The sequence below is a fragment of the Bacillus sp. UNC41MFS5 genome (assembly GCF_000686805.1).
The window spans coordinates 1-24,593 of sequence record NZ_KK366022.1; the positions used below are offsets into that span (position 1 = coordinate 1).

Genomic DNA, 24,593 nt, shown 5'->3' on the forward strand with positions numbered 1-24,593 from the left:
TCTCAGTGGTTTCGCTCATGGTAATTCTTTATTACGCCATGCGGGATTACATTTAGCAGAAGCTAGTTCAGGTAAATGGAAAGGACAAATTGTCCTCTCAAAACGAGGAAGATCACGTTTGAGACGATTTTTGTATCTTACCACAATGAGCCTTGTCATGAACAACCCCGATTTCAAAGAACTACATTCTAATAATGTTAATGTGAAAAAGATGAAAAAAATGAAGTCAATCATGAAACTAATTAATAAATTCGCAAGAATTCTAGTAGGACTAGCCAAAAAGAATGATTCCTATCGTTCAGACAAGGTACAACCTGTGACTTTAATAGCTGCTTAATATAATTGAATTTAGATATCTTAAAAGAAAAATACTGTGTACCAGATTAATACCTTTCGAATATTGGCTTATTCGTAGGATCTCAAAGAAAGTACGAAGTACCGGATTACTTAAGCATAAGGGCTCTGACCCGTTCCGTTAGAAAGACCGGCATCTACCACTTGGAATAGGTATGACGAAGGAATGAAAGGGCATTTGACCCGTTGAGACATGGGAGCGAAAACCTCCAGGGGTGGCGTGGAGAATACGTACATTATATGGAAATTAATGGAGTTTTCATTACCTCCTTTATTTAAGTACGCCTTCATGTAGCCATAATCCTAACAACTCATTTCATTAGTAGCCTATTGTAATTACAAGTACTTTGAAATCCTGCGAATAAGTGAGTATTTGAGAGAAAACCGTATCTAACTGAGGGAGCTTAAGTGCAAAATTTCACATATGCCATCAATTTAACATAACTAACAATTTTATCCCTTTAACCAAATCTAGTCAGCATTTCTCTTTTCAATGAGGTATTGAAATCCATAAAACAAGAACGACTTAAGAAACAAATAAAGAAAAAATTGAATTTTATTAAACCGGACGAGTGTAACTAATTTTAATTTTTTTAATAAACTCATCATTAAAATGGTAAACATACCATCTACTATTGCATTAAGTGTAAGAAAACGTTTAAAATTTCCATATGTCCATTTTAATATCCACATTGAACCTATTAAAAAAGGACCAATATAAAAAGGTAATGCCACTGAAATAAATGAATTTTTTTTATAAAAAACCCACCATTTGCGTTCCTTCCCAATTTGGGCAAGAAGAATTTCTACAATTACAATAAAAATGGATGCAGGAAGGAATTTCTTAATATTACGTACCCCTAAAAAAGGGAGTGTTAACCATACTAATAAAACCATAGGAACATTAAGTAGCCACTGATTTTTATTTGACATCTTTAGCCCTCCTCTTTCTTAGCGTTCTCTATTCATTTTCTAAGTATTCATTTTATGTCGTAAGTATGTTCTTCGCTAATCTCCCACCATCACCACAAAAAAACGCTTTTCTTGTCTGCCTACTTCTTCTTAAGTTAAACTGCCTCTATAGTTGAAAAAGAAAAAGGGATCGCCGCAGCTATCCCATCTTTAACATAAGCACCAGTTACTTTAAGTGCAGTTCTTCACAATATGATATTTAAGCACTTGAACTATTTGTTTTTTTCTAACCAGCGAATAAATTTTAGATTGGATAATAACACCCCATATAAAATAGGATAAGAAACAGCAGAAAACCACATATTCCAATTCTTATGATATAGGAATCCCATTTTTAGACATAACCATTCGTAAAGGATAGAAAAAGCAGACCAACATAATATGTAATAAAACTTATTAATTAATGGTCGGTTAAAAGGATACCAATTAATAATAAGCATAATTGCAGCTGGGTATATACCTAAAATAATAAGTAAAGTCTTAGCTTCTATGAAATAAGGTTCGAAAAATCCATACATATTATATTTATCCGTAAATCTATCAGCTAACTCCGCATTAAATAAGCCCCAAAAAATGCTTGCATAATATTCAATAGGACGTAATTTTTTTTTCATCAGAAATGCAGTCAGGTTAAACAGAACAATAGATGCATAAAGAAACCACATTGAATACATCCCCATCTAAAACACAAAAATAAGTTCTTTTCTAGGATATACTGTTAGAATTTTTTTATTAAACAATTGCAACGAAGCAATTGTCCTTGTTCAACAAACCTGCTTCGTTTGCACAATAAGAAAATGGGATAGCCACAGCCATCCCATTCTTTAACTCTCGCACCCGTTAGCTTAATTACGGAAATTTTCTTTTTTTCTTTCGCCTATCCACCCAAGGTTCAATTTTTTTTTCATATATTTTAATCCCTAACTAACAATCCAATAATAATCATACTTATTCCAGTATTATCAGCCATAACAATTGGTTTAAGCATTGCAAAAACAACTGATAACGCAATTGGTACTGTTAAACCAACCCATAAACCTACAAAAATTATAGCCATTTTATTCACCTCTTTGTAATAGTCATTATCAAGCAAATAAATTGTTATTCTTTTTCAACTATCCTGCTTCGTTAGTACAACAAGAAAAAAGCCGCCAAAAATAGCAGCCTTTCTTCATTTTTGTGTTATATGTGTATATAGACAATTTGTTTACTCACCTACTAGTCCATCACCATCCCGATCGTCCATATATTTATAGAGCCATGAATCACGCGTAATTGGCATTTTAAAGCCAGCAGCTTTTGGCTTCAGCGATCGTAACACTTCCATTATGATTGGTATCCACCTTACTAACATCTTCATTACTACTTACCGTTTCGTTTGTTGGTACATTGTCTGTTTTCGGTGGGGTACTGCTCGTACCTGTCGTTTCCCCTAAATTTTTGTTCACTTCATCTGGGTTTACATTGTCAAATTCATCTGTAATGGTTCTGCCCTGAATTTTGTAAGTGAATTTATAATGGTTAGGAATTTGCGTCTGAGTATTTGGATATTGAATCACTGCTACGAAATCTGTACAACCCCCTGCGTCTCGAATCACTTTTTCCATATAGGCTTGATCGCCGTGCCTATTGAGAATGCTGTCTTGAGGTGTAATGTTATATGCGTTAGATACTCCCCCAAGTGAGTCAGCAATCACATGCCCTTCATCTAATTCTTGACTCTCTGTACCGGGAACCTTTGCTTCATCAGAATAGTATCTCCCAGACGATAAAACATGTTCAGTATTCGGATTTTGGAGTATTATATTTTTTGCTTCAACACGAATTAGCTGTCCGTATTCATTTGTAAAAGCCCAATATTCCCTGTCGCCATACCCGACATCAACTCTTACATTCGGCTTTCTAGAACCTGACATATCTCCGCCATCTACTACAATTAGTGTATATTTATTGTAGTCAAAGTCACCATTAACACTTGTTATCGTTGGTGTACTAGTGGCAGGAACGCTTGGACTGACTCCGCTTTCACTTTTCGTTTTTTCTACCTTTTCTTTAGCCTCATCTACACCCTGTTCCTTTTTTTTTCCTTCTATCTTTGTTTCCATTTTCCTCTTTGCCAGTTGTTTCATTTGATGAACAGGCTGCAAGGAAAACTAATAAAAACGCCATAAATATGTAGGTTAATTTCTTCATGAATTATCCCCTTTTTGTAAATATCTTAGAAATACCAATACTATTATACTGCTAAAACACTTCAAAAAACGAAGAAATAATAATTTAAAAAGGATTCCAATCTAAAGCTAAAATCCTTATAATTTTAACTCCAACAAATTTTATTCCCATATGATTATCCTTAATTTAATTAACCTAGTTTTGGTAAAATTCCTTATTCCATTAAACTGCATCTTTAGTTCAAAAAGAAAAAGCCGCCTGAAATGGCAGCTGTTTTTGAATAAACGCACCCGTTAATTGAAGAAGACTATTTCAAAAATTTCCCATTCTTACCCTTTAACCTTATGAGCGGAAAAATGCTTAGCAACAACATAGGAGTTGCCCATTAATAACAGTTTATAATCTCTTGTTTCATAATATTCGTATTCCTTAAATGGTAACAAAGTGGTCGTATAACCATTTTTGGTTAACACCTTTTGATAGATTCCATTAAGGCATTGGACCCTCAATAAGACCAGAACCCTTATGTAAAAGATGATCAAGTCTAAAATAGGAGAGCTTATCAAACGGTAAGTAACCCTTCGTATGGTTATGGTGCGTTTTATACAGTTCCCCAATGGTTTTAAAAGTCGATTTCGCTCTCCCCTTTAAGATTAACTTGCCGCAATCGTTGTTATATTTCCATAGCAATTCATGGTCACTTAATATCTCCAATTCTTTACTCTCGAAGGTTTCAAAACGATATTTAGAACCGCTGTCCCGACAGACAATCTGCCACTCCTCTAGAAGTTCATTCTCATAAGCACGAATTATTTGAAGATTAAGGGTTATATCGAATTCGTCTCTTTGAAATCCAGCTAGGACTATATCCACATCCGTCTTTAATTTAGAAATGGCTTCATGAAAATTTTCCAACATGAATGTTCACCGCTTTCTTTCTTCTTTGATAGATAATGTATATGCAGCAAAAAGGAGCATATTTCCCCCACGAAATAATGCTCCTCCAAATCTGACTTATGAAGTTAACCTGCCCAGTTAGTACAACAAGAAAAAAAGACCGCCGCAGCAATCATTTTCTTTAACTCTTGCACCCGTCAGTTGAAGAACCATTTCTCCCGTGGTATAGGGTAGTATTCACCAGCGACAAGTTCTGGAGGTACGGATTCTTCGATTCGTGAAAGGTCGTCTGAACTTAAATTCAGATCAACTGCGCCGATTGAAACATGAAGTTGTGACTGCGTTCTTGCACCAATCAATGGGATAACATCCTCACCCTTGGATAAAACCCATCCGATGGCAACCTGCGAAATGGTTGCTTGCTTTTCTTTAGCAATTTCACGCAACGCCTCTACAAGTGCTAAATTCTTTTCAATATTTTCTTTGGCAAACCGCGGACCATTACTGCGTTTATCATCCAAACCTAGAACCCGATCTTTTGACCATGTACCGCTCAATAAACCTCTTGAGAGAACACCGTAAGCCGAAAGAGAAATACCTAATTCCCGTAGAGTTGGCAAGATAATTGATTCGATGCTCCGATTAAATAGTGAGTATTCCATTTGCAGCCAACTAATAGGATGTACAGTGTGTGCGCGACGAATTGTATCCACTCCTACTTCAGAAAGACCAATGTAACGCACATATCCCTTCTTTACCATATCGGCAATTGCACCAACCGTTTCTTCAATTGGTACGTTTCGATCGATGCAGGCTGTGCCTGGTTGATAAAGATCGATGTATTCAACACCTAGGCGCAGTAGGGTATCCTCAAGGAAATTCTTTACTGTATGAGGGTGGTTATCATACTCCCGATGCCTCTTACCCTGAGAGTGTAGCTTGCCATCGAATTTTACTGAAATGAAAGCATTTTCCCGTTGGATTCCTTGGAATGCTTCACGTAGAAGTAATTCATTGTGTCCATCGCCATAGAAATCCCCTGTATCAAAGAGTGTAATGCCGCCCTCAAGTGCCGCGTGGATTGTTGCAATGCTTTCACTTCGATCAGCATTACCATATAGCCATGACATTCCCATACAGCCTAGACCAACCTCAGAAACCAGAGGACCGTTTTGACCAAGTGATCGTTTTTTCATTGAACATTTCCCCCTCGGCAGTCTCAGTGATTCAATCTGTAACCAATTTCGTTCTGAAATCCCGCTCCTAACGGCATATCGAATAATAACATATAGAACAACTAAACCAACAAAGACATAAAATATTGAAAGCAAACAATCCCTCTTACATAGTAATTTTTCATAAATATTCACTACATTAACATTACCATAAATCGGTAAAAAAGCGGGAGATATTTAAATGGTTTTTCTTAAGCTAACCTGCCCCGTTTGTTCAACAAGAAAAATGACCGCCGCAGCAATCATTGACAGAACCCATATGTAACTCAAGCACCCGTTAGTTGAAGAACGATTATTCAAAAAAACCTTCAGATAAAACAATTCTGAAGGGTTTCATTTTATTTTTGATTCAGCTTAAACTTATTTATTTTAGGGGGCATCGGAGTTTTAATAAGTTTAGTTAGGAGCTTTTGTTTGAAGCAGCTTAATCCCCATGCCAATAAAGATTACTCCAGTTATTTTGTTTAATACCATTCCAATTTTCTGGTTTCCTCTTAGTTTATTTGTTACATATGAAGAAAAATACGCAACAAATAAACACCATAACAACCCAGTTGTTGTAAAAGTTAGTCCTAGAATTAAAAAAGGAATCGGTCCAGAAGTCTGTGTATCTATAAATTGTGGAAGGAACGAAAGAAAAAATAACGATACTTTAGGATTTGTTAGACTCGTTAAAATACCTTGCGCATATACTTTGCGAATATTTAACTTATCGACTTCAGGTGCCTGAAACGCCGCATTTGATTTATCTAATAGCATGCGTATTCCTAAGTATACTAAATAGATAACACCTAAAATCTTAATCGTATTAAATAAGAAAACAGATTTTAACAGTATAATGGATAATCCAAACGCAACGAACAGTGTATGAATTAATGAGCCTGTAATGATTCCAAAAACGGAACATACTCCAGCTGTTCTCCCTTGAGAAATACTTCTTCCTACGATATACATCGTGTCTGTACCTGGAATTAAATTCAACAAAATTCCTGTAATTAAAAATACTTCATAATGAATGATACCATACATATTTATGCACCCTTTCTTTTTCAAGGTGCCCTTATTGATATTATAGGATCATGAAAGGTTTGGAAAGATTTTTATCTTATTTTACAAAAAAATTTTAAAAAAATTGATGAAACAGTTAATTTTTTTATTGAACTAAACTGCTTCGTTAGTCCATTAAGAACGAAAAAAGGGTATTAATCTTTCCTAGGATCAATTCCTCATTGACCTTTATCTCTATTTCTTTTAATATCCATTCAGCAGCGGAAAACACATTATTAACAATATAATCGTTCCTCAAGAAGCCTGGATAGTGCTTCTTTTTTTTAATGGAACCATGCTATCGTTAAGGTTTGTTGGGAAGGAAGTTTTTTTCCCTTATCGCAATCCTTTGGTATAGTGTAAAGAAAGTGGGAGTTGATAGGATGTTTTTCTTGGGACTGTTCCAGCAGTTGCCCGTAAAAATTTTAACGGTGGCACTGCTGATTATACTTACGGTTTATTTGATCCGCAAATCCATCAAGCTTTTCTTTGACAAAACGTACTTCTTGGATGAAAAACGGGAAGAGACCTTGATGCATTTCGCCAACCAAGTGACAAAGGTATTGGGACTTGTGTTCTTCTTTATTTATGTACTTAGCCATTTCTTCGACCTGGAAAAGTTTGTCACTGGTTCTGTAGTGGTGGCAGGTGCCTTGGCATTAATCTTCCAGCATATCATTCGTGATTACATTATGGGGCTGACCTACTTGTTTGAGCGTCAGATCCATCATGGGGATTATGTCATCATCAATGGAAACCGTCAGGGGAAAATCGAGGAAATCAGCATACGCTACCTGAAGATTCGCCAGTTTGACGGATACCTCTATACTGTCTCCTATAGCAGCATCGTGGAACTTCAGAACGGAAACCGGGGAATGCGCCGGGTGAACGAAAGTCTTGTCCTGAACTATAAGCAAAATCCGGACTATGCCTTTAAAGTGATGGAGGAAGTGGCAAAAACATGTAACGAGAAATACGGGGAATACCTGTTGAAGGATGAACACGGCTTTCCTGTGGAGAGTTTCAAATTCAACCAAATCACCGAACTGAACGTGGATTTCAGGGGTCACAGGTATTCATTATCAGGTCTTGTGAAAGAAGCGGATTTCTTGGAAGCGAGCAAAAAGGTAAGGTATGAACTGGCAATGGCTGCCTACAAAAACGACTTGAAGATGGCGGAGAGCCTCGACACAAGCCATTAAATATCATAAAAAGCAAGAGTACATATCTCTTGCTTTTTTTCTGCGGATTTTATTAAAGACGGGTGGTTCGGACCCCCTCCCGTTGTACTCCAGATGTCAAACTTAGGATTCTGAGCTAAAGTTATAATCAGGAGTAAATTAGATTCCCTTTACACAATCGAGTTAAACTCGATATACAAATTGGTTGGATCGATTTATACGGAAAGCTTATGGAGTATGGGCATATCAACTCCAGTTTACTACGCTTTTTTATTTTTTCTTATTCCACTAACCTGCTTCTTTAGTTTAAGTAAAAATCTTCACAATCTACTTTGATAAGTATTCTAATTCCTCCTGATCTCTTTAATAATATAGCCGTATGTCCAAAAAGCCTCCCTGAATAGACACTCTATTTCAAACACAAAAAGGCTCTAGGGATCATACCTTAGAGCCAATTCTTTAAGAACTATACAAACTTATTTAACAGCTTCTTTTAATTCCTTGCCTGGTTTAAAAGCTGGAACTTTAGAAGCAGAAATCTGAATTTCTTCACCAGTTTGTGGGTTACGACCTGTTCGAGCTGCACGCTCACGCACCTCAAATGTGCCAAATCCAATCAACTGGATTTTCTCTTCTTTTGCAAGAGTATTAGAGATGGTTTCAAACAATGCATCGACCGCATTTGCAGCATCTTTCTTTGTTAACTCTGTTTGTGTTACAACAGCATTCACTAATTCTGTTTTATTCATATTCAAACACCTCTTCTTTTTATTTTTAAATTATGTAGGGATAAAAACATAACATATGTTCTACATGTTTGTCATTAAATAAGATTAGATAAAAGAAAGGTATATTCCTGCTTTTTCATGAAGATTAATATTAAAACTGGCTTTTTGGCGAAATAAAATGCATTATTCCCTTTTTTTTCAAATAATTCCTCCTTTAACTAAACTGCTTCGTTAGTGGAACAAAAAAATGGCTGACTTAGCAGCCAAATATTGTTGAACTGAAGCACCCGTTAGCCATCCATGAAGCGGAAAATCAGCGCTTCACCACAGAGAATGAAAATTAATCTTGCAGTCTATACTGTTTTAATGCTGGCGAAGAAGATCTTTGAACTATGGTGCCTTTGAGCCCATCCGTTAGTCTGACTCCAACGACCACGGTGTACCACAGACTGTCGCGCCCTTTTGAGGTAGCACTCATGGGAGATTAATCCTTATTCTGGTTGTTGCGCCAGCTTTGTCTGATCAAATGTTAAATAGAAAGATGTTACTAAATCAATTTATAGCCAACACTAATATTATCTTTCAAGAGGCTCAGCCTTTTTTTAAAAACTGGTTTGTCTAGGTCTATTTTTCTATGCCTTTTTTCAGAAATTATTTTCATGGGAGTTCAATAAGAAAAAGCTGCCTCAATGACAGCTCTGATCTTAAACTCAAGCACCCGTTAGTTCAACAAGGTGGAAACCGAGATTGATAAGCAAAATAAACTAATCTCCAATAGCGTATATATGTTTCTTTTGTTTTATCGCATCTTCGCATAGTTCCTTTAATTCTTGTGCAAAAGTCCTTATTTCACATTGTTTTTCACCAGTCAAATTGTATTTATTAATTAAGGCTTCGCATATTACTAATAAATCTGGAATCTTATCTCTATATATTATTGTTTGACGATAAGGGTCAAGATTCAAAAGAAGATTAAAGTCATTACCAGAACCCTTTTCCATATTTATTAGGTAAGCGTGTGTTCTTTCGTTAAAATGAACATATTTATCTGCCTTTGATGCTTCTTTATTGGTTACTCCAATTACAAAATCTATTCCACACATTGCTATCACATCCCTAAAACCCAATAACAGTAATTATAGTAAATTTTAACCATCCATATTCAACTAAACTGCTCAGTTGGTTAAAGAAGAATTATTATAAAAAGATAAGCATATTTTTCGAGCGTAAGTCCTTATTTTCGATATCTGAGGAACTTTATCATTTAATTAAACTATAAGTCAGATGTTCATATAATGACAGAAATGGCGTAAGAGGTGGGGAAATTGAAATTTAAGATAATACCATCTAAGCTTTCGGAAGCAAACGAATTGTTAAAGATTCAAAAAGAAGCGTTTCATTCAGATTTAATCAAATATAAGGATTATCATACAAGTCCTGCAACTGAATCATTGGATTACTTTTTTTTTAGAATGAAAAATTCTTTGCACTATTCTATATTCGTTGATGGCAAGCTTGCAGGCGGAATTTGTCTTGTAAAGCAAACAAAAGATCATAATTATTTGTATCGTATTTTCCTTGGTTCTGAATTTCAAAATAAAGGATTGGGAACAAAAATTTTACAGGAGTTGGAAAGGCAATTCCCTAAAGTTAAAAAGTGGTCACTTGATACACCAAAGGACAACCGTAGAAATCGCCATTTTTATGAAAAATTTGGCTATAAAAAAACAGGGGATCAACAAATTAACGAATACTTAACTCTAATTAATTATGAAAAGATTCTTTAACCTTTTTTATGCTCCTTTTATTAAGATTGATATTCTCAAAAATAAAGTCCCTATTCGTAAAAGTTCACAATAAATCACGAAATCATTAACTGCTTCGTTGTGTAATAAGGAAAAAGGGATTGCTGCGGCGATCCCATCTTCAACATAAGCACCCGTTACTTTGAGTGTATTTATTCACATGACAAATAGATTATCCAAGATGGATATTAAAAACGTTAAAAAAAGTCCAAATCTAGTATTTTTATCATTCCTCATCAAAATTTACATCAAACAGATAATCAGATGATTCGGTACCTTCGAAGCTTTCTTGTGTGATATTTCCTTGATCATCTCTTTTTTCTTCAGTTTTCTTCATTGCGAAGGTTGAAATATAATAGCATTCAACTGGTAACTGTTTTTCATCTAGTAATTGTATTTCTCCATTTGATACGAAAAAATGAGTTCGATTTTCTACTGCATAATTGATTCGTTCCCCTGTACTTCGTATCACATAGGAAGAAAAGTCACCCTTTGCATGAGTATATCCTTAATATCAAGCACATTAAGATTTTCAAAGAAATGGTCAGCTTCAATTAATCGATTGTATTGGAGCCATTTTTCAAGCTGACTATTCGTAACTCGATACCTACTCTTACCAATATCATATCGAATTTTATAAAAATTATAGCTATTGCCATTTTGTCCGAGTAGCTGCCAGCTTAAGTCTGTAATTCTACCATCTTTAACATATTCTACTTCAAAATCCTCAAGCCTTAAATTTTGGTTTTCTAGCTTTAATTCTTGCTTAATCAGTTCATATTCATCTTGAAAGTTCATCGTATATACTGAACCAAGTTCATGTTCGATAAATATTGGGCGGCTTTCCCATTCATGAATGGCAAATGGCAAAATCCAATGGACCAGTATAAATGCAAGAACACCAAAGACAGATGCCATTCGTTTTACATCTACATTTAACGTAGGTCGAAAAAATAACAGGTACACTATAAACCCAAGAGGAAGTGGAATTTGATTGAAATTAAAAGCAAATGAACCTAATATAAAGTATCCAATTATTTTTATAGGAAAATAAGATTCTGCTTCGCCCTTTTTCAACACTAAAAATAAGAAACTAACAATTAATATAACTGTGTAAACAATAGATGCCATTTTTACCCCCTATCTAGTAGGAAAACTTTTTGTTGGAGATCCGAGCTGAACAAAGCAAGCCTAAGTATAATATTCCTCTTTGTTTATGGCATTTCCTTCTTCAACTATCCTGCTTCGTTAGCGTAAGTACATTTTTTCACAAAGTTTATTTCATCTTAACATATATATCCAATTATAACGTTCATTCTAAGCATTTTTTTGTAAGACCATTTGTATATCAAATTGAGGGTAAAATTGTAGGGGTACAACAGCCATTGTACCCCTACAATTTGTGGTGCAATTTACTATACGAATTTATATGTAATTTCTGCACAAATGGCTTTACACCAATAAAAAATGAGTGTCAATTTGATAAGCAAATTGGCACTCATTTTAACTTACATTTTTAATGTTTGCGATAGGAAACGGAAACCGTTACCAAATTGGTTAGTCCTATTTTTAACAAGCACTTTATTACTAAAAAAGTGTACCTTAAAGTATAATAATGTATATAAAATAGCATCTTGAGAAGGAGCATGCATCATGGGTTTTATCGTTTATTTTATTCTAATCATGATAATTCCAATATTTGTGCAGATGTATTTAAGGAGTACCTACTCTAAATTTTTGAAAGTAGGCTCCTCTTCTGGATTAACGGGTGCCCAGGCTGCTAGAAGAATCTTGGATCAAAATGGCTTATACGATGTATCGGTGGAAGAAGTGAGAGGTCACTTATCGGACCACTACGATCCAAGAAGTAGAAGCGTTAGGCTTTCCTCATCGAATTTCTACGGAACATCAATTGCTTCGATTTCCGTTGCCATTCACGAGGTGGGCCACTGTCTACAACAAAAGGATGGTTATGTACCTTTACGTGTAAGACATGCATTAGTACCTGTCGCAAATATTGGCTCAAATTTTTCATTTATCTTGATCTTAATCGGTATTCTTCTATCCTCTGCCAACTTTTTATTACTTGGCATTATCGCTATGGGCGCTGCAGTCCTTTTTCAGGTGGTTACGTTACCTGTCGAATTCAATGCGAGTTCCAGAGCTCTGGATGTAATGGTTGGTTCTGGTCTGATTAGAAATGAAGAAGAGTATCGAGCGAAAAAAGTGCTCAATGCGGCTGCGCTAACGTATGTAGCTGCAACAGTTGTAGCAGTAGCAGAATTACTCCGATTTGTTCTCATGTTTACTGGAATGCAAAATAATGATGATTAAGAATAAAAAATAAGACTTCCGCGGTGGAGTCTTATTTTTTGTTTCAGTTATTAGGATTTTTCTGATGTGATGTCGTTATATGGCAAAATCAATTTTTCCAGTCGATTATAGTCCATCGAACTAATTTCCTCCATTAATCTCGGAATTGCTTTTTCAGGATAGCCATAATCACGAAGTAGTTTTCGCTTTTTCTCTATTTGATCCACAGTAATACCTCCCCTAATGTGTGTTGTGTTTTTTCCTTAAAAGAAACCATTATCATTTTCACATTTTGCCCGAGACCTTCATGTTCTATGAATCCTTTTCAAATTTCACCGAATAGGTTTACATAATATAATTACAGTTAACTGAATTAAATAATACCTTGCCTATTGTTTTCTTGACCGTGTGTCTGTACTCAGATTTGACTAGGAATATCCAGTAACTATATAATAAATCCCCATCGATTATAAATGTTACTGTTTAAGTGTGTTTTGTATAGAGTTTTTCTTGGAACATGTTATACTTTGCTGTACAAATATCTGTGAAAGAATTAATGGGAGTGTGTATTATGAATTATAAGGTTGTCATCTTAGATATAGACGGAACCATCCTCCCGCATGGAAAAACACTGAGTCATGCCACAAAGGATGCCATCCAGAGGCTAAAAGAGAATCAGACCAAAGTGGTAATTGCTACCGGGAGAGCACCATATTTTACTGAGTCAATAATTCAAGAAACTGGGGTCGACTCGATGGTCTTTTTTAATGGCTCATTTGCCTTCCATGAAGGAAAAGAAATATATAAGAGTTCGATTGAAAAGCAAGTACTAGAAAGAGTCCATCAATTATCCAATAACTTTCAACATCCGCTGACATATTTAGGCGATTCAAGCTTTAAAGTTACTCATTTAGATCATCCCTTCGTCGTAGAAGCGTACCAGCATGATCCATGGAAACCGGAGCTTGCCCCGCCGCAATTTTGGAAAGACCAGGATATTTATCAAATCTTCCTCCATTGCGATCTGGAAGAGGAGCTATCCTATCAGTCAAAGGTTCCAGAACTGGATTTCCGCAGATGGAGTTCAGGGGCACGAACCTGTGATGTGAATTTGTCTAATTCTAACAAAGCAGTAGGTATTAGTAAATTATTAGAAAAACTTGGGGTTGCACCTGATGAAGCCGTGGCCTTTGGGGATGGATTAAATGATATGGAAATGCTGTCATTGGTCGGAATGGGCGTCGCCATGGGAAATGCCCGTGATGAGTTGAAAGCAGTGGCCAATATGGTCACACTCTCAGCTGAGGAAGACGGTGTCCGTTACGGATTAGAGCGTCTTGGTTTAATTTAAACCGAGAGCTCTTATCAGTTTTGAAATGGGAGATAAGGAGTGAGCAATCATGAATTTATCATATGATGTAATCTCGGACGAACAAATAGAATATTGCCGGGATTTATGCAATGAACTAATGGCCTTTCAAAAGTCGAAAGCTTACATAACACCAGAACTGTTCGACAGCATGAATTTTGACACCCGAATGGTCCCTTCAATTAATAGCGCCATCCATAATTATATCGTGATCGTGAAGGATGGAGAACAAGTCGTTGGGTACGTCTATTCTAATATCTCTCCAAAAGAGACCTATTCTAATGATTTTGCTACTTTTTTTGACATGTCTACGGTTCGTAGACCAAATGTTGGTTGTTTATCTCAATTTTATATTAAGGACGAGTATCGGAAGTATGGAGTTGGGTCTACACTTTTCAAGATGTCGATGGAGTGGTTAAAACAATTTGATGAGGTTGAGGATTATTTTATCTTTGTTTCTAACGGTAATAAAGATGCGCTGGAATTTTATAAACGTAAGGGATTTTCGGTCAGTCATGAGATCTTGGATGGGTTTATAACTGTGTTACGAAGTAAATAGCAACAATAAAAAGCTTGTAGGACTACAAGCTTTTTTATGTACTTATTACAGCCATTCCTCAGCAATCGAGCTGTTATCAGCAATGGTGAAGGCGGCATTAGTGATGGCTTGGGCTAATGTGTCGCCCGTTTCACATATGTTATTAAAGCAAACTTCAGTGCCCCCATTGGTTGTATAGGTAAAACCGAAGTTTTTTAATTTTTCTACGATGAGCATCGCATGGTCAAGATTTTGCTCGGGTTGAAAATCAGCCACTGGAATGAATGTCCCCTTTTCAAAATCAAACCACCTGTCCCATCTATTTAACTTCCAACCTAGTATTCTACGAGCGATAATTTCAACTTGGTTCATTTCTTTCTGGCTCCCTTTTCTCTGTTTTTTTTATTTTACCATTTCCATCGTGCCTGCCCCGCCGAAATCATTTTCAATTTAGTGACACTTCTAGGGTGAGGAGGTATTGATGACCATCATTTGCTGGTAGGAGCCAGTTCGGTCGTCAATCGGGGCTATTGGCGACCGGTATTTGCCGAAACGAGGCCGGTCGGTCGTCAATCACGCCTATTGGCGACCGGCATGAGCCAAAACGGGGCCGGTCGGTCGTCAATCAACGATTATAAATTGACGCCTTTCATGCCTGCTTCATGGTAGCGTTCACCAGCCGCTACACCCCGTGGAGCAACTTCATTAATACGATCTAAATCGGTTGCTGTTAAGGATATTTGAAGTGCACCAACATTTTCTTCTAAAAACTTGATTCTCTTTGTCCCTGGGATTGGAACAATATCATCCCCTTGTTTAAGTAACCAAGCAAGCGCAAGTTGGGACGGCTGGCAGTCTTTTTCACGGGCTATTTCATGTATCTTCTGAACTAGTTCCAGATTTTTCTGGAAGTTTTCCCCCTGAAAACGAGGTGATAAACGGCGATAGTCATCCACTGCTAAGTCATCAAACTTTTGTATTTGTCCAGTAAGAAATCCTCTTCCTAATGGACTGTAAGGGACAAATCCGATTCCAAGTTCCCTGCAGGCGGGCAGAATCTCATCTTCTACATCCCGACTCCAAAGAGAGTACTCAGTTTGTACAGCTGTAATTGGATGGACAGCATTTGCCCGTCGAATTGTTGCCGCAGAGGCTTCCGAGAGCCCTAAATAGCGAACTTTCCCCTCTTGGATTAAATCGGCCATCGCTCCGACGGTTTCTTCAATTGGTGTGTTGGGGTCGACTCGATGCTGGTAGTAGAGGTCGATATGATCCACACCTAAGCGACGAAGACTCGCTTCACATGCCTTTTTTACATATTCTGGACGGCCATTTATTCCTAAAAATGCTCCGTCCTCTGCTCGTACATTTCCAAATTTAGTAGCAATAACCACTTGATTACGATGTCCTTTGATGGCCTTTCCAACCAATTCTTCATTCTTACCGACACCATACATATCAGCTGTATCGAGAAGAGTAATGCCCATTTCAAGGGCACAATGGATTGTTCTAATTGATTCATCGTCATTCCGCCCGCTGTAAAAGTCTGACATCCCCATACAACCGAGCCCAAGTGCCGATACTTCAAGCCCCGATTTCCCTAACATTCTTTTTTGCAAGCTACCTCATTCCTCTCATTTTTAGGCTATTGGTGACAACAACGTATATATACTGTACATGTTTCCTTTCTTTTAACCGAGATCCCTTTATTTATGTAAGGCTTAGACAGTATTAACATATTATACCAACTCGAAGAATTTTCCATCAATTAAACACTATTTGGGGCTGCTTTACTTTCTCTAATTCATTATATGTCTAGTCTTGGTAAAATAGGACGGCCACCCCACCCCACAAAAAAAGGACTACCTCCCTTGAGCTAGTCCTCTTCCATTATTTCACAGAATCCTTTTAATCGATTCCACAATTTGGTCAATCTCTTCTTTTGTCGTATATCTTCCTAAACTAAAGCGGATGGCACCCATTCCAACTTCTTCAGAAACCCCCATTTCCTTTAAGACTGGGGATAATTCTATACTGCCCGTGTGACAGGCCGACCCTGTGGACGCAGCTAACTTAGGGATCGCATCCAATATCTCTTGACCCACTCTTCTTACAAAACTGACATTCAAAGTATTCGGCAGACGGTCCTCCGGATGGCCATTCAATACTATGGAATCGCCGAACGTATCCTTTAATTGCAACCAAAAATAATCGGTTAACTCTTTTATTCCACAATCTTCTACGTGTTGTTTAGCCATTTCACAGGCTTTTCCTAATCCCACTGCCAATAAAGTATTTTCCGTACCTGCCCGAAGGCCAAACTCATGCCCCGCTCCATGGATAAGTGGTTCCAGCAGGATTCCCTCTCGAATATACAAAGCACCAATCCCTTTTGGTGCATAAAGTTTATGGCCGGCAATCGTTAGCATATCCACTTTCAAATCATTCACATTCACCGGAACTTTTCCAACCGACTGGGAAGCATCCGTATGAAAAGCAATCCCAAGTTCTTGAGCTATTTCCCCGATCTCCCTTATTGGCTGCAATGTACCTGTTTCATTATTTGAGTGCATAATCGAAATTAAAATGGTTTCATTGGTGATTGCTTTTTTTAGTGCTTCTAGTGTAACCTTCCCATCCCGATCAACGTCTACATATGTGACCTTTGCCCCAATTTGTTCTAAAAATTTGCAAGGGTTCATAATCGCAGGATGTTCAATTTTGGAAGTAATGATATGATTGCCTTTATGCCGATTTTTAAAATAATATCCTTTTAATGCAAGGTTATTGGCCTCACTTCCGCCACTTGTAAATATAACCTCGCTTGGGGAACAGCCGATTAATTCGGCAACCTGTGCACGGGCTTGATGTAATAATTCTTTTACTGGAAACCCTGCCCAGTGTAAGGCCGACGGGTTTCCATAAAATTGATCTAACAATGGCTTCATTGCCTCGGCTACTTCAGGAGCAATCGGTGTACTTGCATTGTAATCAAGATAAATTTTATCCATCTAGTCATTCATTCCTTTCCCCTTAGACAGAAGCTGCGACCTTAACCATGCTGTTAATAAATTCTTTGAATAAATTGTTCATTTCATGGTTCGTACTTGCCATTGATTCAGGATGCCACTGAACACCCACCGTAAATGTGGTTGGATGGATATACTCCACTGCTTCAACAATCCCGTCGGATGATTGGGCAACAACTCGAAGGTCATTGGCCACCTTATCAATGGCTTGATGATGGAGACTATTCACACGTACTCGTTCAGAACCGACCATTTCGAATAATTTACTATCGGTGGCGATGGTCACCCAGTGAGTATCTCGGCTTCTATCAATTTTCTGGTTGTGTTGAATTGGTTCCTTGACTTGACTCGGGATGTCCTGGATTAACGTACCGCCAAGAGCAACATTCAAAATCTGAACGCCTCTGCAAATGGCAAGGATCGGAATATTGTTTTCAAGCGCGTATTTCACCATCGCCATCTCTGCCAAGTCCCGCTCCGGTGTAGTTGGGCCTAAGTGCTGATGAGGATCTTGACCAAAAAGCATTGGGTCGATGTCCTCTCCACCGCTGAGGATAATTCCGTCGCACAAGGCCAGCGTCTCTATTGAGATTTCAGGATTAATATAAGGAAGAATGATAGGTATTCCTCCATTGGCAGCAACACTTTTATGATAATCATGGTGCACATAGACACCTTCCATATATTCGTTATGTTTTACATAGGCACCTGTAATGCCGATAACTGGTTTTTTGCTCATATTTTTTCCCCCTTAACAAGCTAACAACAATATCTTACCATAATCATTCTATAAGATTGTATTTTTGAATGAGCTACTATTTGGACTTCAAAAATAATTTACATAATCTTTACATAATCTTCATAGATTACTATGTACGGCTTATATAAAATAATATAAATATTGTCAAGGGATGGCGATAAAATGGAGTATGTTCTTTACAATGGTAAGAAATATTTAGTCCTTTATAAATACACTTCGGGATTCTGCGAAATTAAGGAAGTCGATAGTCTACATAATATTCAATTGGTTCATTCATCAGAATTAACAGATATTAACTAAAAAAAGCTGAAAAAGGGAATGAACCCTTTTTCAGCTTTTTTAGTTAACTTTTGGCGACAATAGAAGAGATGATATGCCGCGAATTCCATTCTCCTTCAGAAAATGCAATGATAGGGTACTTTTTTGGAAAAAGCATTTGCGTAATTTCATCAATGGAGCGGCCTTCTTTGTACAGATTTTCTACTTCGCCAGATAAATTCTCAAGGTAATCTAACTTTTGCATCATCCTGCTTTTTCCATCCTCTATATAACCACTATGACAACAAAACAGGGATTGAAAATTAAAACTGAGCAGTGTGCGAATGGAATTGATAATCACAGGAATGGATTCGCTATCCATAATGACCTTCGTTTTTGTTGTAACGAACAAATCTCCTGAAAATAACCGGCCGGATTCTTCATGCAAAAATGAGACATGATCCTCTGCATGACCTGGTGTATAGATGACTTTCCATTCTTGATTGCGTGATTGAATTTTCTCCCCAAGTGGCAAGGCATCAAAGGCCGGACGCACCCCCCAGGTAAGTTGTCGATACTTTGGATAGGGACAATGCTGATTACAAATTGAAATACCGTTTGGATGGACATAGATTGGAACATTTTTATGTTTTTGAATCCATGCCGCTAGACCGGAATGGTCTTCATGGCTATGCGTTAATGACACCAAATCAAAATCATGCTGCTCATAAATTGGGATTAGTTCTGTTTCAAGGCACTGTGTCCCTGTATCAATTAGCATTCCATCAACCAAAAAAGAATAAACCGTTCCTAATTTGATACCCGAGCTTTGAACATTCCCCTCTATGCATAGAACGTCCTCATTCGTAAACACGTTTACCATAATCGACAATCTCCCTTTTTTGAATTTTCCAAATTGTTATTATAACTGTATCTAAAAATGAATGAATAATCAATCATATTTTCTTGAAGAAATTTACACCTACGAATGAATATTTCGCCCCATTTTCTCAAATTATATGATAAAAAAGGTGGGGTTCTCATGAATAATTGGCATCTGATTTTGGCCGGAATTGTCTTGTTAGTCTTAATCGTCGGTTTAGTTGTTACGTTGGGTACCGGAAGAATGGTAAGCACTAAATCGGGGGAATTTGATACTCCAATTAATGAAGGCACACAAAGACATCCTTATTTATTGAATCCAGTTTTTCTTGTCTGGATTATCGCAATGACAGCTATCATCATTTATATCATCTATCTTGGCTTTAATTACTATTGAAAAAAAATAAAGCGAAAGTCCCTCGGTTCTCTGAAGGTCCTTTCGCTGCTTTTGTCTATTCTGCAGGAGCATTCTCTACTGCGATTTGGTATGCATCTAATATAGCTTCGCTTTCGGCAGGATCATTGATACCAACTAAGTCTTGATTCCCTTCCTCCCCTTCTATCTTCATAACGATGGTTTCATCCTCAGCCTTTAATAACGCATAGGATTCATTTTCCATATCAAACAATGCTTCAACAGCAAAATCTTTAAGATTTCCTTGGTCATCTTCAATTGTTATATAATCACGTGGTTCATCACTTTTCATTTCCTCACCTCATCGATTATTATTCCCTTAACGCAGAAAGCACTAGATGGAAATATATGTTTTTACTATCGGTGCTAAATTGGGCATAGTAAAAATACATCACAGTCAACCTCATGTGAACAAGTTTTGAATTTTTCGACATTTTTCAATATAAACTGCCTTTCTTTCTTGATAAAATAACATCAAAAGAAGAAGGGGGACACTCTTCAGAAAGAGGTTTAAGTGTGTCAAAAATTCCAAAAAGTTCAAAACCGGCTTGGCTGAAAAGCTACATCGATTCACCAGAAAAGCAGCAAAATTTATATCGCCGAACATTGCTAATCGTGGTTATGTCACAGATCTTCGGTGGTGCCGGACTGGCAGCAGGTATTACTGTAGGTGCACTCCTTGCCCAAGAAATGTTAGGGACGGACAGTTATGCAGGGATTCCGGCAGCATTGTTAACGTTCGGCTCGGCTGGGGCAGCCCTGCTGATCGGTCGCGTTTCGCAACGGTTTGGCCGTCGAATTGGTCTTGCAGGAGGTTTTTTGACTGGCGGGATTGGTGCCATTGGAGTCATTGTTTCGGCCATTACTAGTAATATCTATCTTCTCTTTGCATCACTCCTCGTCTACGGTGCGGGATCTGCTTCAAACTTACAAGCACGCTATGCAGGAGTGGACTTAGCCAAACCTACTCAGCGAGCGACAGCCGTTAGCATTGCCATGGTATCAACGACCTTCGGGGCTGTGGCAGGGCCAAACTTGGTGGGAGTTATGGGCCGATTTGCTATCTCTATCGGTGTCCCAGCTCTTGCTGGTCCTTTTATTCTAGGGGCGGCAGCCTTTCTACTTGCAGGGTTAGTCCTTTTAGCTTTTCTGCGCCCAGATCCTTTAATTGTTGCCAACGCCATTGCAGATCGGCAAGTCATCGACAAGAGTGAGCCTATTGAGAAACAATCTAGTAATTTGGCAATAAATAACCGAGGAATTATTGTCGGAGCTGCCATTATGGTGTTAACTCAAATTGTCATGACCTCGATTATGACGATGACACCTGTTTACATGAAACATCATGGACATGGTCTAAGTGAGGTTGGCATGGTCATTGGCTTCCATATTGGCGCGATGTATCTTCCTTCTCTCGTGACTGGGATACTTGTGGATAAAATCGGACGGACCACAATGGCCATCGCTTCTGGTGCTACTCTTCTTGCGGCGGGCATACTAGCTGCCAGCGCACCTTCAGATTCCATGCTTCTCCTAATCGTAGCGCTTTCTTTACTAGGACTTGGCTGGAATTTTGGTTTAATAAGCGGCACCGCACTGATTGTCGACTCCACTCATCCCTCAACTCGTGCCAAAACTCAAGGAACGGTAGATGTCTTAATTGCTTTAGCTGGGGCCTCTGGGGGAGCCCTATCCGGAATGGTGGTCTCACAAACCAGTTACGCGGGTCTTTCATTCGCGGGAGGAATTATTTCCCTCCTCCTTATTCCAGTGGTTATCTGGTCACGTAGCAATCAAAGAATAACTGAAAAAAACTAAATAGAAAAAATAGGATTTCTGGAAATGACATCCTATTTTTTATTATTTTTAAAAAAATATTTAAAAATTCACTATTTCACAATTAAATTTATTTTCGGAATTTTATATGTGTGGTATAGTCATAGAAAAGAAAAAATGGAGTGATAAAAATGAAACTGCAAGTCCAACGTGCTTATAATTTCAATGCAGGCCCTTCTGCATTACCCATTTCTGTTTTAGAAAAAGCTCAGGCAGAACTAATTGATTTTCGAGGTACGGGCATGTCCGTCATGGAACTTAGTCACCGCAGCAAAGCTTATGAAGAGGTACATAATCAGGCGATTGACAGCTTAAAGGAGCTTCTATCCATTCCTGATACGCATGAAGTACTCTTCTTGCAGGGTGGTGCAAGTCTTCAGTTTTCAATGATTCCAATGAATTTTTTACAAACGGGTAAAAAAGCGGCATATGTCATGACTGGTTCTTGGTCAGAGAAAGCTTTCACCGAGGCAAAACTATTTGGTGAGGTTTACCATGCGGCTTCTACGAAAGAAGGCAACTACCGCAGCATTCCTGCACTTGATCAATTACAGTACGATTCAACAGACGCTTATGTCCATATAACTTCAAACAACACGATTTATGGTACACAATGGAAGGACTTCCCAGATACTGGTGATGTTCCATTAATCGCAGACATGTCAAGTGATATTCTGTCTAAGCCGATTGATGTCAGTAAGTTTGCGCTCATTTATGCTGGTGCCCAGAAAAACCTTGGCCCTTCAGGCGTAACCGTTGTAATTATTCGCAAGGATTTGCTTGAACAAGCAAACACAAATATCCCAACGATGTTAAAGTACAGCACTCATTCTAAAAATAATTCATTGTATAACACACCGCCAACTTTCGGCATCTATATGCTTGGAGAGGTGCTAAACTGGGCGCATGAATTGGGTGGTTTGGATGCCATTGCAAAACTGAATGAGAAAAAAGCTAACTTGATTTATGAGACAATCGATGCAAGTAATGGTTTTTACATTGGTCATGCCACACCAGAAAGCCGTTCCCTTATGAATCTTACATTCAACTTAGCGTCAAAAGACTTAGGAAAGAAATTCCTCGATCAAGCGAAACAAGAAGGCTTTGTCGGTGTAAACGGACACCGCTCCATCGGCGGGTGCCGAGTATCAGCCTACAATGCAGTTCCAGTGGAAGCCTGTCAGGCATTCAAAGAGTTCATGATTAAATTCCAATCAGAAAATAGTTAAGATTTCTTTAATACAAAAAGACCAGTGGAGATAAATGTCTCTTCTGGTCTTTTTTATTATGATTATATACCCTCAACTATTTCTTTCAATATTTCATACGAACGTTTTTGTTTTTCGGTGTCATAAATATACGATACGGCCATGAGTTCATCGACCTGATATTTCTCTTGGAATGCTGTCCACTGTTGGCGAACAGTTTCTTTACTTCCGATCAATGTCACACTCTGCTTCGTGGCAGCCATTTCTTTTTCCATTGGAGTCCAAATCTCATCCAAGCTTTCAACTGGCGGCTGCAACGGATTTTGCGTTCCACGAACAACATTTAGGAAAAATTGCTGCATCGTTGTCGATAAAAATTGTGCCTCATCGTCAGTCTCGGCGGCAATGACATTTAAACAAACCATCATATATGGTTTATCCAAATATTCTGAAGGCTGGAAACGACTTCTGTAGATTGACATCGCTTCTTCCATGAATCTAGGGGCAAAGTGGGATGCAAATACATAAGGCAGTCCCAAGCTTGCCGCTAGATACGCGGAATCAGTCGAAGACCCCAGGATATAAATCGGAATATTCGTGTCAACACCAGGATAGGCTTTCACATAACTTTGCTGCTCTGCTGGGCCAAAATAAGTAAGCAATGCATTAACATCATCAGGGAAGGTGTAGACTGAATCATTTTTCGAACGTCTTAAGGCGCTGGCCGTCATCATATCTGTTCCAGGTGCCCGCCCTAGCCCCAAGTCGACACGATTGGGATAAATTGTTGCTAAAGTGCCAAACTGTTCTGCAACCACTAACGGAGAATGATTAGGCAGCATAATCCCGCCAGATCCTACATGAATCGTATTTGTATGTTCTAAAACATGTTTGATTAGAATCGATGTCGCTGAACTGACAAGTGTCGCTGTATTATGATGTTCTGCAATCCAATAGCGTCGATAGCCGATTTGTTCAACCGATTGTGCAAGTTCAACCATTGACTCAATCGCTTGGCTGGGACTTTGTCCCTTCCGGATTGGAGCTAAATTCAAAACAGATACAGGTATCTGAGTAGTTGTCATTTTTTTCATTCCTTTCCCTAAAGAGAATACTACTATAGTAACAATAGGAATGAAGAAATCAAAAATAAATGCTTACCAAAATTCCCTTAACTTCTATTTCAGAAGCTCCGTATATAGAGAGTGGAAAAAATTGGCACATTAATCAGAGAACTCGCCCGCACTTTATAATAGAAAATGCATATAAAATTGTATGCTATTTTAAAATAGCATTTTTATGAATTAATACTCTGGTACAGGAAGGATTGATATTACTCTTGCACCAAGAAAAGATAAAGGAGGTGTTTATTTTGCCAAAACCACACAAAAAGCATCAACATGTACAAGCCCAAAACAATCAATCTCAGACTGATGGAGAAAACTCTCAATCTCAAACTGAAGAAGAAAACGCACAATCTCAAACTGAAGAAGAAAACGCACAATCTCAGACTGAAGGAGAAGACTCTCAATCTCAAGCCAATGGAGAAGACTCTCAATCTCAAGCCGATGGAGAAGACTCTCAATCTCAAGCC

30 protein-coding genes are annotated in these 24,593 nt (G+C 37.9%); 10 read left to right on the forward strand and 20 right to left on the reverse strand.

What is annotated here, in order from left to right; translation table 11 throughout:
• On the forward strand, nucleotides 1-337 hold a 337-nt coding region (locus tag BR30_RS35035), incomplete at its 5' end, for a transposase (protein ID WP_035446485.1).
• Nucleotides 338-825: 488 nt separating this feature from the next.
• Here the strand turns inward: BR30_RS35035 and BR30_RS0132030 are convergent.
• From BR30_RS0132030 to BR30_RS0132060, 8 genes are all read right to left on the reverse strand, one after another.
• Nucleotides 826-1,287, reverse strand: coding sequence for a hypothetical protein (locus BR30_RS0132030; RefSeq protein ID WP_026568615.1), 462 nt, complete (start codon nucleotides 1,285-1,287; stop codon nucleotides 826-828).
• 251 nt (nucleotides 1,288-1,538) lie between these two features.
• Complete coding sequence (locus tag BR30_RS0132035; protein WP_026568616.1) at nucleotides 1,539-1,991, reverse strand: CBO0543 family protein; 453 nt, start codon at nucleotides 1,989-1,991, stop codon at nucleotides 1,539-1,541.
• Between the two features lie 248 nt (nucleotides 1,992-2,239).
• Entirely contained in the window at nucleotides 2,240-2,383 is a 144-nt protein-coding gene (locus tag BR30_RS37180; RefSeq protein WP_155929018.1) for a hypothetical protein, read from the reverse strand.
• 226 nt (nucleotides 2,384-2,609) lie between these two features.
• Nucleotides 2,610-3,431 carry a DNA/RNA non-specific endonuclease gene (locus BR30_RS37590; RefSeq protein WP_442853015.1) on the reverse strand — a complete coding sequence of 274 codons (822 nt, stop codon included), beginning with the start codon at nucleotides 3,429-3,431 and terminating at the stop codon, nucleotides 2,610-2,612.
• Nucleotides 3,385-3,519: a putative periplasmic lipoprotein gene (locus BR30_RS38640; RefSeq protein ID WP_269320671.1), complete on the reverse strand. Its 135-nt coding sequence runs from the start codon at nucleotides 3,517-3,519 to the stop codon at nucleotides 3,385-3,387. Before BR30_RS38640 ends, BR30_RS37590 begins: the two co-directional genes overlap by 47 nt.
• Nucleotides 3,520-3,987: 468 nt before the next feature.
• Entirely contained in the window at nucleotides 3,988-4,416 is a 429-nt protein-coding gene (locus BR30_RS0132050; RefSeq protein ID WP_026568617.1) for a hypothetical protein, read from the reverse strand.
• Between the two features lie 176 nt (nucleotides 4,417-4,592).
• Nucleotides 4,593-5,591, reverse strand: coding sequence for an aldo/keto reductase (locus tag BR30_RS0132055; RefSeq protein ID WP_026568618.1), 999 nt, complete (start codon nucleotides 5,589-5,591; stop codon nucleotides 4,593-4,595).
• Between the two features lie 435 nt (nucleotides 5,592-6,026).
• A complete protein-coding gene (locus BR30_RS0132060; protein WP_026568619.1) occupies nucleotides 6,027-6,659 on the reverse strand; it encodes a LysE family translocator in 633 nt (210 codons plus the stop codon).
• 401 nt (nucleotides 6,660-7,060) lie between these two features.
• Between BR30_RS0132060 and BR30_RS0132065 the strand changes: the two genes are divergently transcribed.
• Entirely contained in the window at nucleotides 7,061-7,879 is an 819-nt protein-coding gene (locus tag BR30_RS0132065) for a mechanosensitive ion channel family protein (protein WP_026568620.1), read from the forward strand.
• Between the two features lie 455 nt (nucleotides 7,880-8,334).
• On the opposite strand, the gene BR30_RS0132070 is transcribed toward BR30_RS0132065, so the two are convergent.
• Nucleotides 8,335-8,607, reverse strand: coding sequence for an HU family DNA-binding protein (locus tag BR30_RS0132070; RefSeq protein WP_026568621.1), 273 nt, complete (start codon nucleotides 8,605-8,607; stop codon nucleotides 8,335-8,337).
• Nucleotides 8,608-9,350: 743 nt separating this feature from the next.
• The gene (locus BR30_RS0132075; RefSeq protein WP_035446487.1) at nucleotides 9,351-9,689 is read right to left on the reverse strand and encodes a hypothetical protein; all 339 of its coding nucleotides are present in this window, start codon (nucleotides 9,687-9,689) and stop codon (nucleotides 9,351-9,353) included.
• 222 nt (nucleotides 9,690-9,911) lie between these two features.
• Between BR30_RS0132075 and BR30_RS0132080 the strand changes: the two genes are divergently transcribed.
• Nucleotides 9,912-10,373 carry a GNAT family N-acetyltransferase gene (locus BR30_RS0132080; protein WP_026568623.1) on the forward strand — a complete coding sequence of 154 codons (462 nt, stop codon included), beginning with the start codon at nucleotides 9,912-9,914 and terminating at the stop codon, nucleotides 10,371-10,373.
• A 244-nt stretch (nucleotides 10,374-10,617) separates the two neighbouring features.
• Here BR30_RS0132080 and BR30_RS0132085 read toward each other — a convergent pair whose 3' ends face one another.
• Both BR30_RS0132085 and BR30_RS0132090 read right to left on the reverse strand, forming a co-directional pair.
• Nucleotides 10,618-10,863: a hypothetical protein gene (locus BR30_RS0132085; protein WP_026568624.1), complete on the reverse strand. Its 246-nt coding sequence runs from the start codon at nucleotides 10,861-10,863 to the stop codon at nucleotides 10,618-10,620.
• Complete coding sequence (locus tag BR30_RS0132090; RefSeq protein ID WP_026568625.1) at nucleotides 10,860-11,522, reverse strand: hypothetical protein; 663 nt, start codon at nucleotides 11,520-11,522, stop codon at nucleotides 10,860-10,862. Before BR30_RS0132090 ends, BR30_RS0132085 begins: the two co-directional genes overlap by 4 nt.
• Nucleotides 11,523-12,044: 522 nt before the next feature.
• Here BR30_RS0132090 and BR30_RS0132095 point away from each other — a divergent pair.
• Entirely contained in the window at nucleotides 12,045-12,725 is a 681-nt protein-coding gene (locus tag BR30_RS0132095) for a zinc metallopeptidase (RefSeq protein ID WP_026568626.1), read from the forward strand.
• A gap of 50 nt (nucleotides 12,726-12,775) precedes the next feature.
• Here the strand turns inward: BR30_RS0132095 and BR30_RS37190 are convergent, their stop codons facing one another.
• Nucleotides 12,776-12,931, reverse strand: a complete 156-nt coding sequence (locus tag BR30_RS37190) for a hypothetical protein (protein WP_155929020.1) — start codon at nucleotides 12,929-12,931, stop codon at nucleotides 12,776-12,778.
• A gap of 344 nt (nucleotides 12,932-13,275) precedes the next feature.
• Here BR30_RS37190 and BR30_RS0132105 point away from each other — a divergent pair, with 344 nt between their 5' ends.
• Nucleotides 13,276-14,055: a Cof-type HAD-IIB family hydrolase gene (locus tag BR30_RS0132105; RefSeq protein ID WP_026568627.1), complete on the forward strand. Its 780-nt coding sequence runs from the start codon at nucleotides 13,276-13,278 to the stop codon at nucleotides 14,053-14,055.
• A gap of 49 nt (nucleotides 14,056-14,104) precedes the next feature.
• Entirely contained in the window at nucleotides 14,105-14,632 is a 528-nt protein-coding gene (locus BR30_RS0132110; protein ID WP_026568628.1) for a GNAT family N-acetyltransferase, read from the forward strand.
• Between the two features lie 45 nt (nucleotides 14,633-14,677).
• Here the strand turns inward: BR30_RS0132110 and BR30_RS0132115 are convergent, their stop codons facing one another.
• The 5 genes from BR30_RS0132115 to BR30_RS0132135 form a co-directional block, all read right to left on the reverse strand.
• On the reverse strand, nucleotides 14,678-14,983 hold the full coding sequence (locus BR30_RS0132115) for a BC1872 family protein (protein WP_026568629.1): 306 nt from the start codon (nucleotides 14,981-14,983) through the stop codon (nucleotides 14,678-14,680).
• 260 nt (nucleotides 14,984-15,243) lie between these two features.
• The gene (locus BR30_RS0132120) at nucleotides 15,244-16,230 is read right to left on the reverse strand and encodes an aldo/keto reductase (protein WP_026568630.1); all 987 of its coding nucleotides are present in this window, start codon (nucleotides 16,228-16,230) and stop codon (nucleotides 15,244-15,246) included.
• Between the two features lie 276 nt (nucleotides 16,231-16,506).
• On the reverse strand, nucleotides 16,507-17,622 hold the full coding sequence (locus BR30_RS0132125; protein ID WP_026568631.1) for a cysteine desulfurase family protein: 1,116 nt from the start codon (nucleotides 17,620-17,622) through the stop codon (nucleotides 16,507-16,509).
• 22 nt (nucleotides 17,623-17,644) lie between these two features.
• On the reverse strand, nucleotides 17,645-18,379 hold the full coding sequence (locus tag BR30_RS0132130; protein WP_026568632.1) for a gamma-glutamyl-gamma-aminobutyrate hydrolase family protein: 735 nt from the start codon (nucleotides 18,377-18,379) through the stop codon (nucleotides 17,645-17,647).
• A 364-nt stretch (nucleotides 18,380-18,743) separates the two neighbouring features.
• Nucleotides 18,744-19,541, reverse strand: a complete 798-nt coding sequence (locus BR30_RS0132135) for an MBL fold metallo-hydrolase (RefSeq protein WP_026568633.1) — start codon at nucleotides 19,539-19,541, stop codon at nucleotides 18,744-18,746.
• Nucleotides 19,542-19,700: 159 nt separating this feature from the next.
• Between BR30_RS0132135 and BR30_RS35045 the strand changes: the two genes are divergently transcribed.
• Complete coding sequence (locus tag BR30_RS35045) at nucleotides 19,701-19,937, forward strand: hypothetical protein (protein ID WP_035446489.1); 237 nt, start codon at nucleotides 19,701-19,703, stop codon at nucleotides 19,935-19,937.
• 55 nt (nucleotides 19,938-19,992) lie between these two features.
• Here the strand turns inward: BR30_RS35045 and BR30_RS0132145 are convergent, their stop codons facing one another.
• Entirely contained in the window at nucleotides 19,993-20,247 is a 255-nt protein-coding gene (locus BR30_RS0132145; RefSeq protein ID WP_026568634.1) for a DUF1292 domain-containing protein, read from the reverse strand.
• 224 nt (nucleotides 20,248-20,471) lie between these two features.
• Between BR30_RS0132145 and BR30_RS0132150 the strand changes: the two genes are divergently transcribed.
• The gene (locus tag BR30_RS0132150; protein ID WP_442853016.1) at nucleotides 20,472-21,773 is read left to right on the forward strand and encodes an MFS transporter; all 1,302 of its coding nucleotides are present in this window, start codon (nucleotides 20,472-20,474) and stop codon (nucleotides 21,771-21,773) included.
• Between the two features lie 149 nt (nucleotides 21,774-21,922).
• A complete protein-coding gene (serC, locus tag BR30_RS0132160) occupies nucleotides 21,923-23,020 on the forward strand; it encodes a 3-phosphoserine/phosphohydroxythreonine transaminase (protein WP_026568636.1) in 1,098 nt (365 codons plus the stop codon).
• Between the two features lie 62 nt (nucleotides 23,021-23,082).
• On the opposite strand, the gene BR30_RS0132165 is transcribed toward serC, so the two are convergent.
• Nucleotides 23,083-24,084, reverse strand: a complete 1,002-nt coding sequence (locus BR30_RS0132165) for an LLM class flavin-dependent oxidoreductase (protein WP_026568637.1) — start codon at nucleotides 24,082-24,084, stop codon at nucleotides 23,083-23,085.
• 287 nt (nucleotides 24,085-24,371) lie between these two features.
• Here BR30_RS0132165 and BR30_RS37595 point away from each other — a divergent pair.
• The coding region (locus BR30_RS37595; protein WP_035446490.1) for a hypothetical protein at nucleotides 24,372-24,593 on the forward strand (222 nt) is incomplete at its 3' end.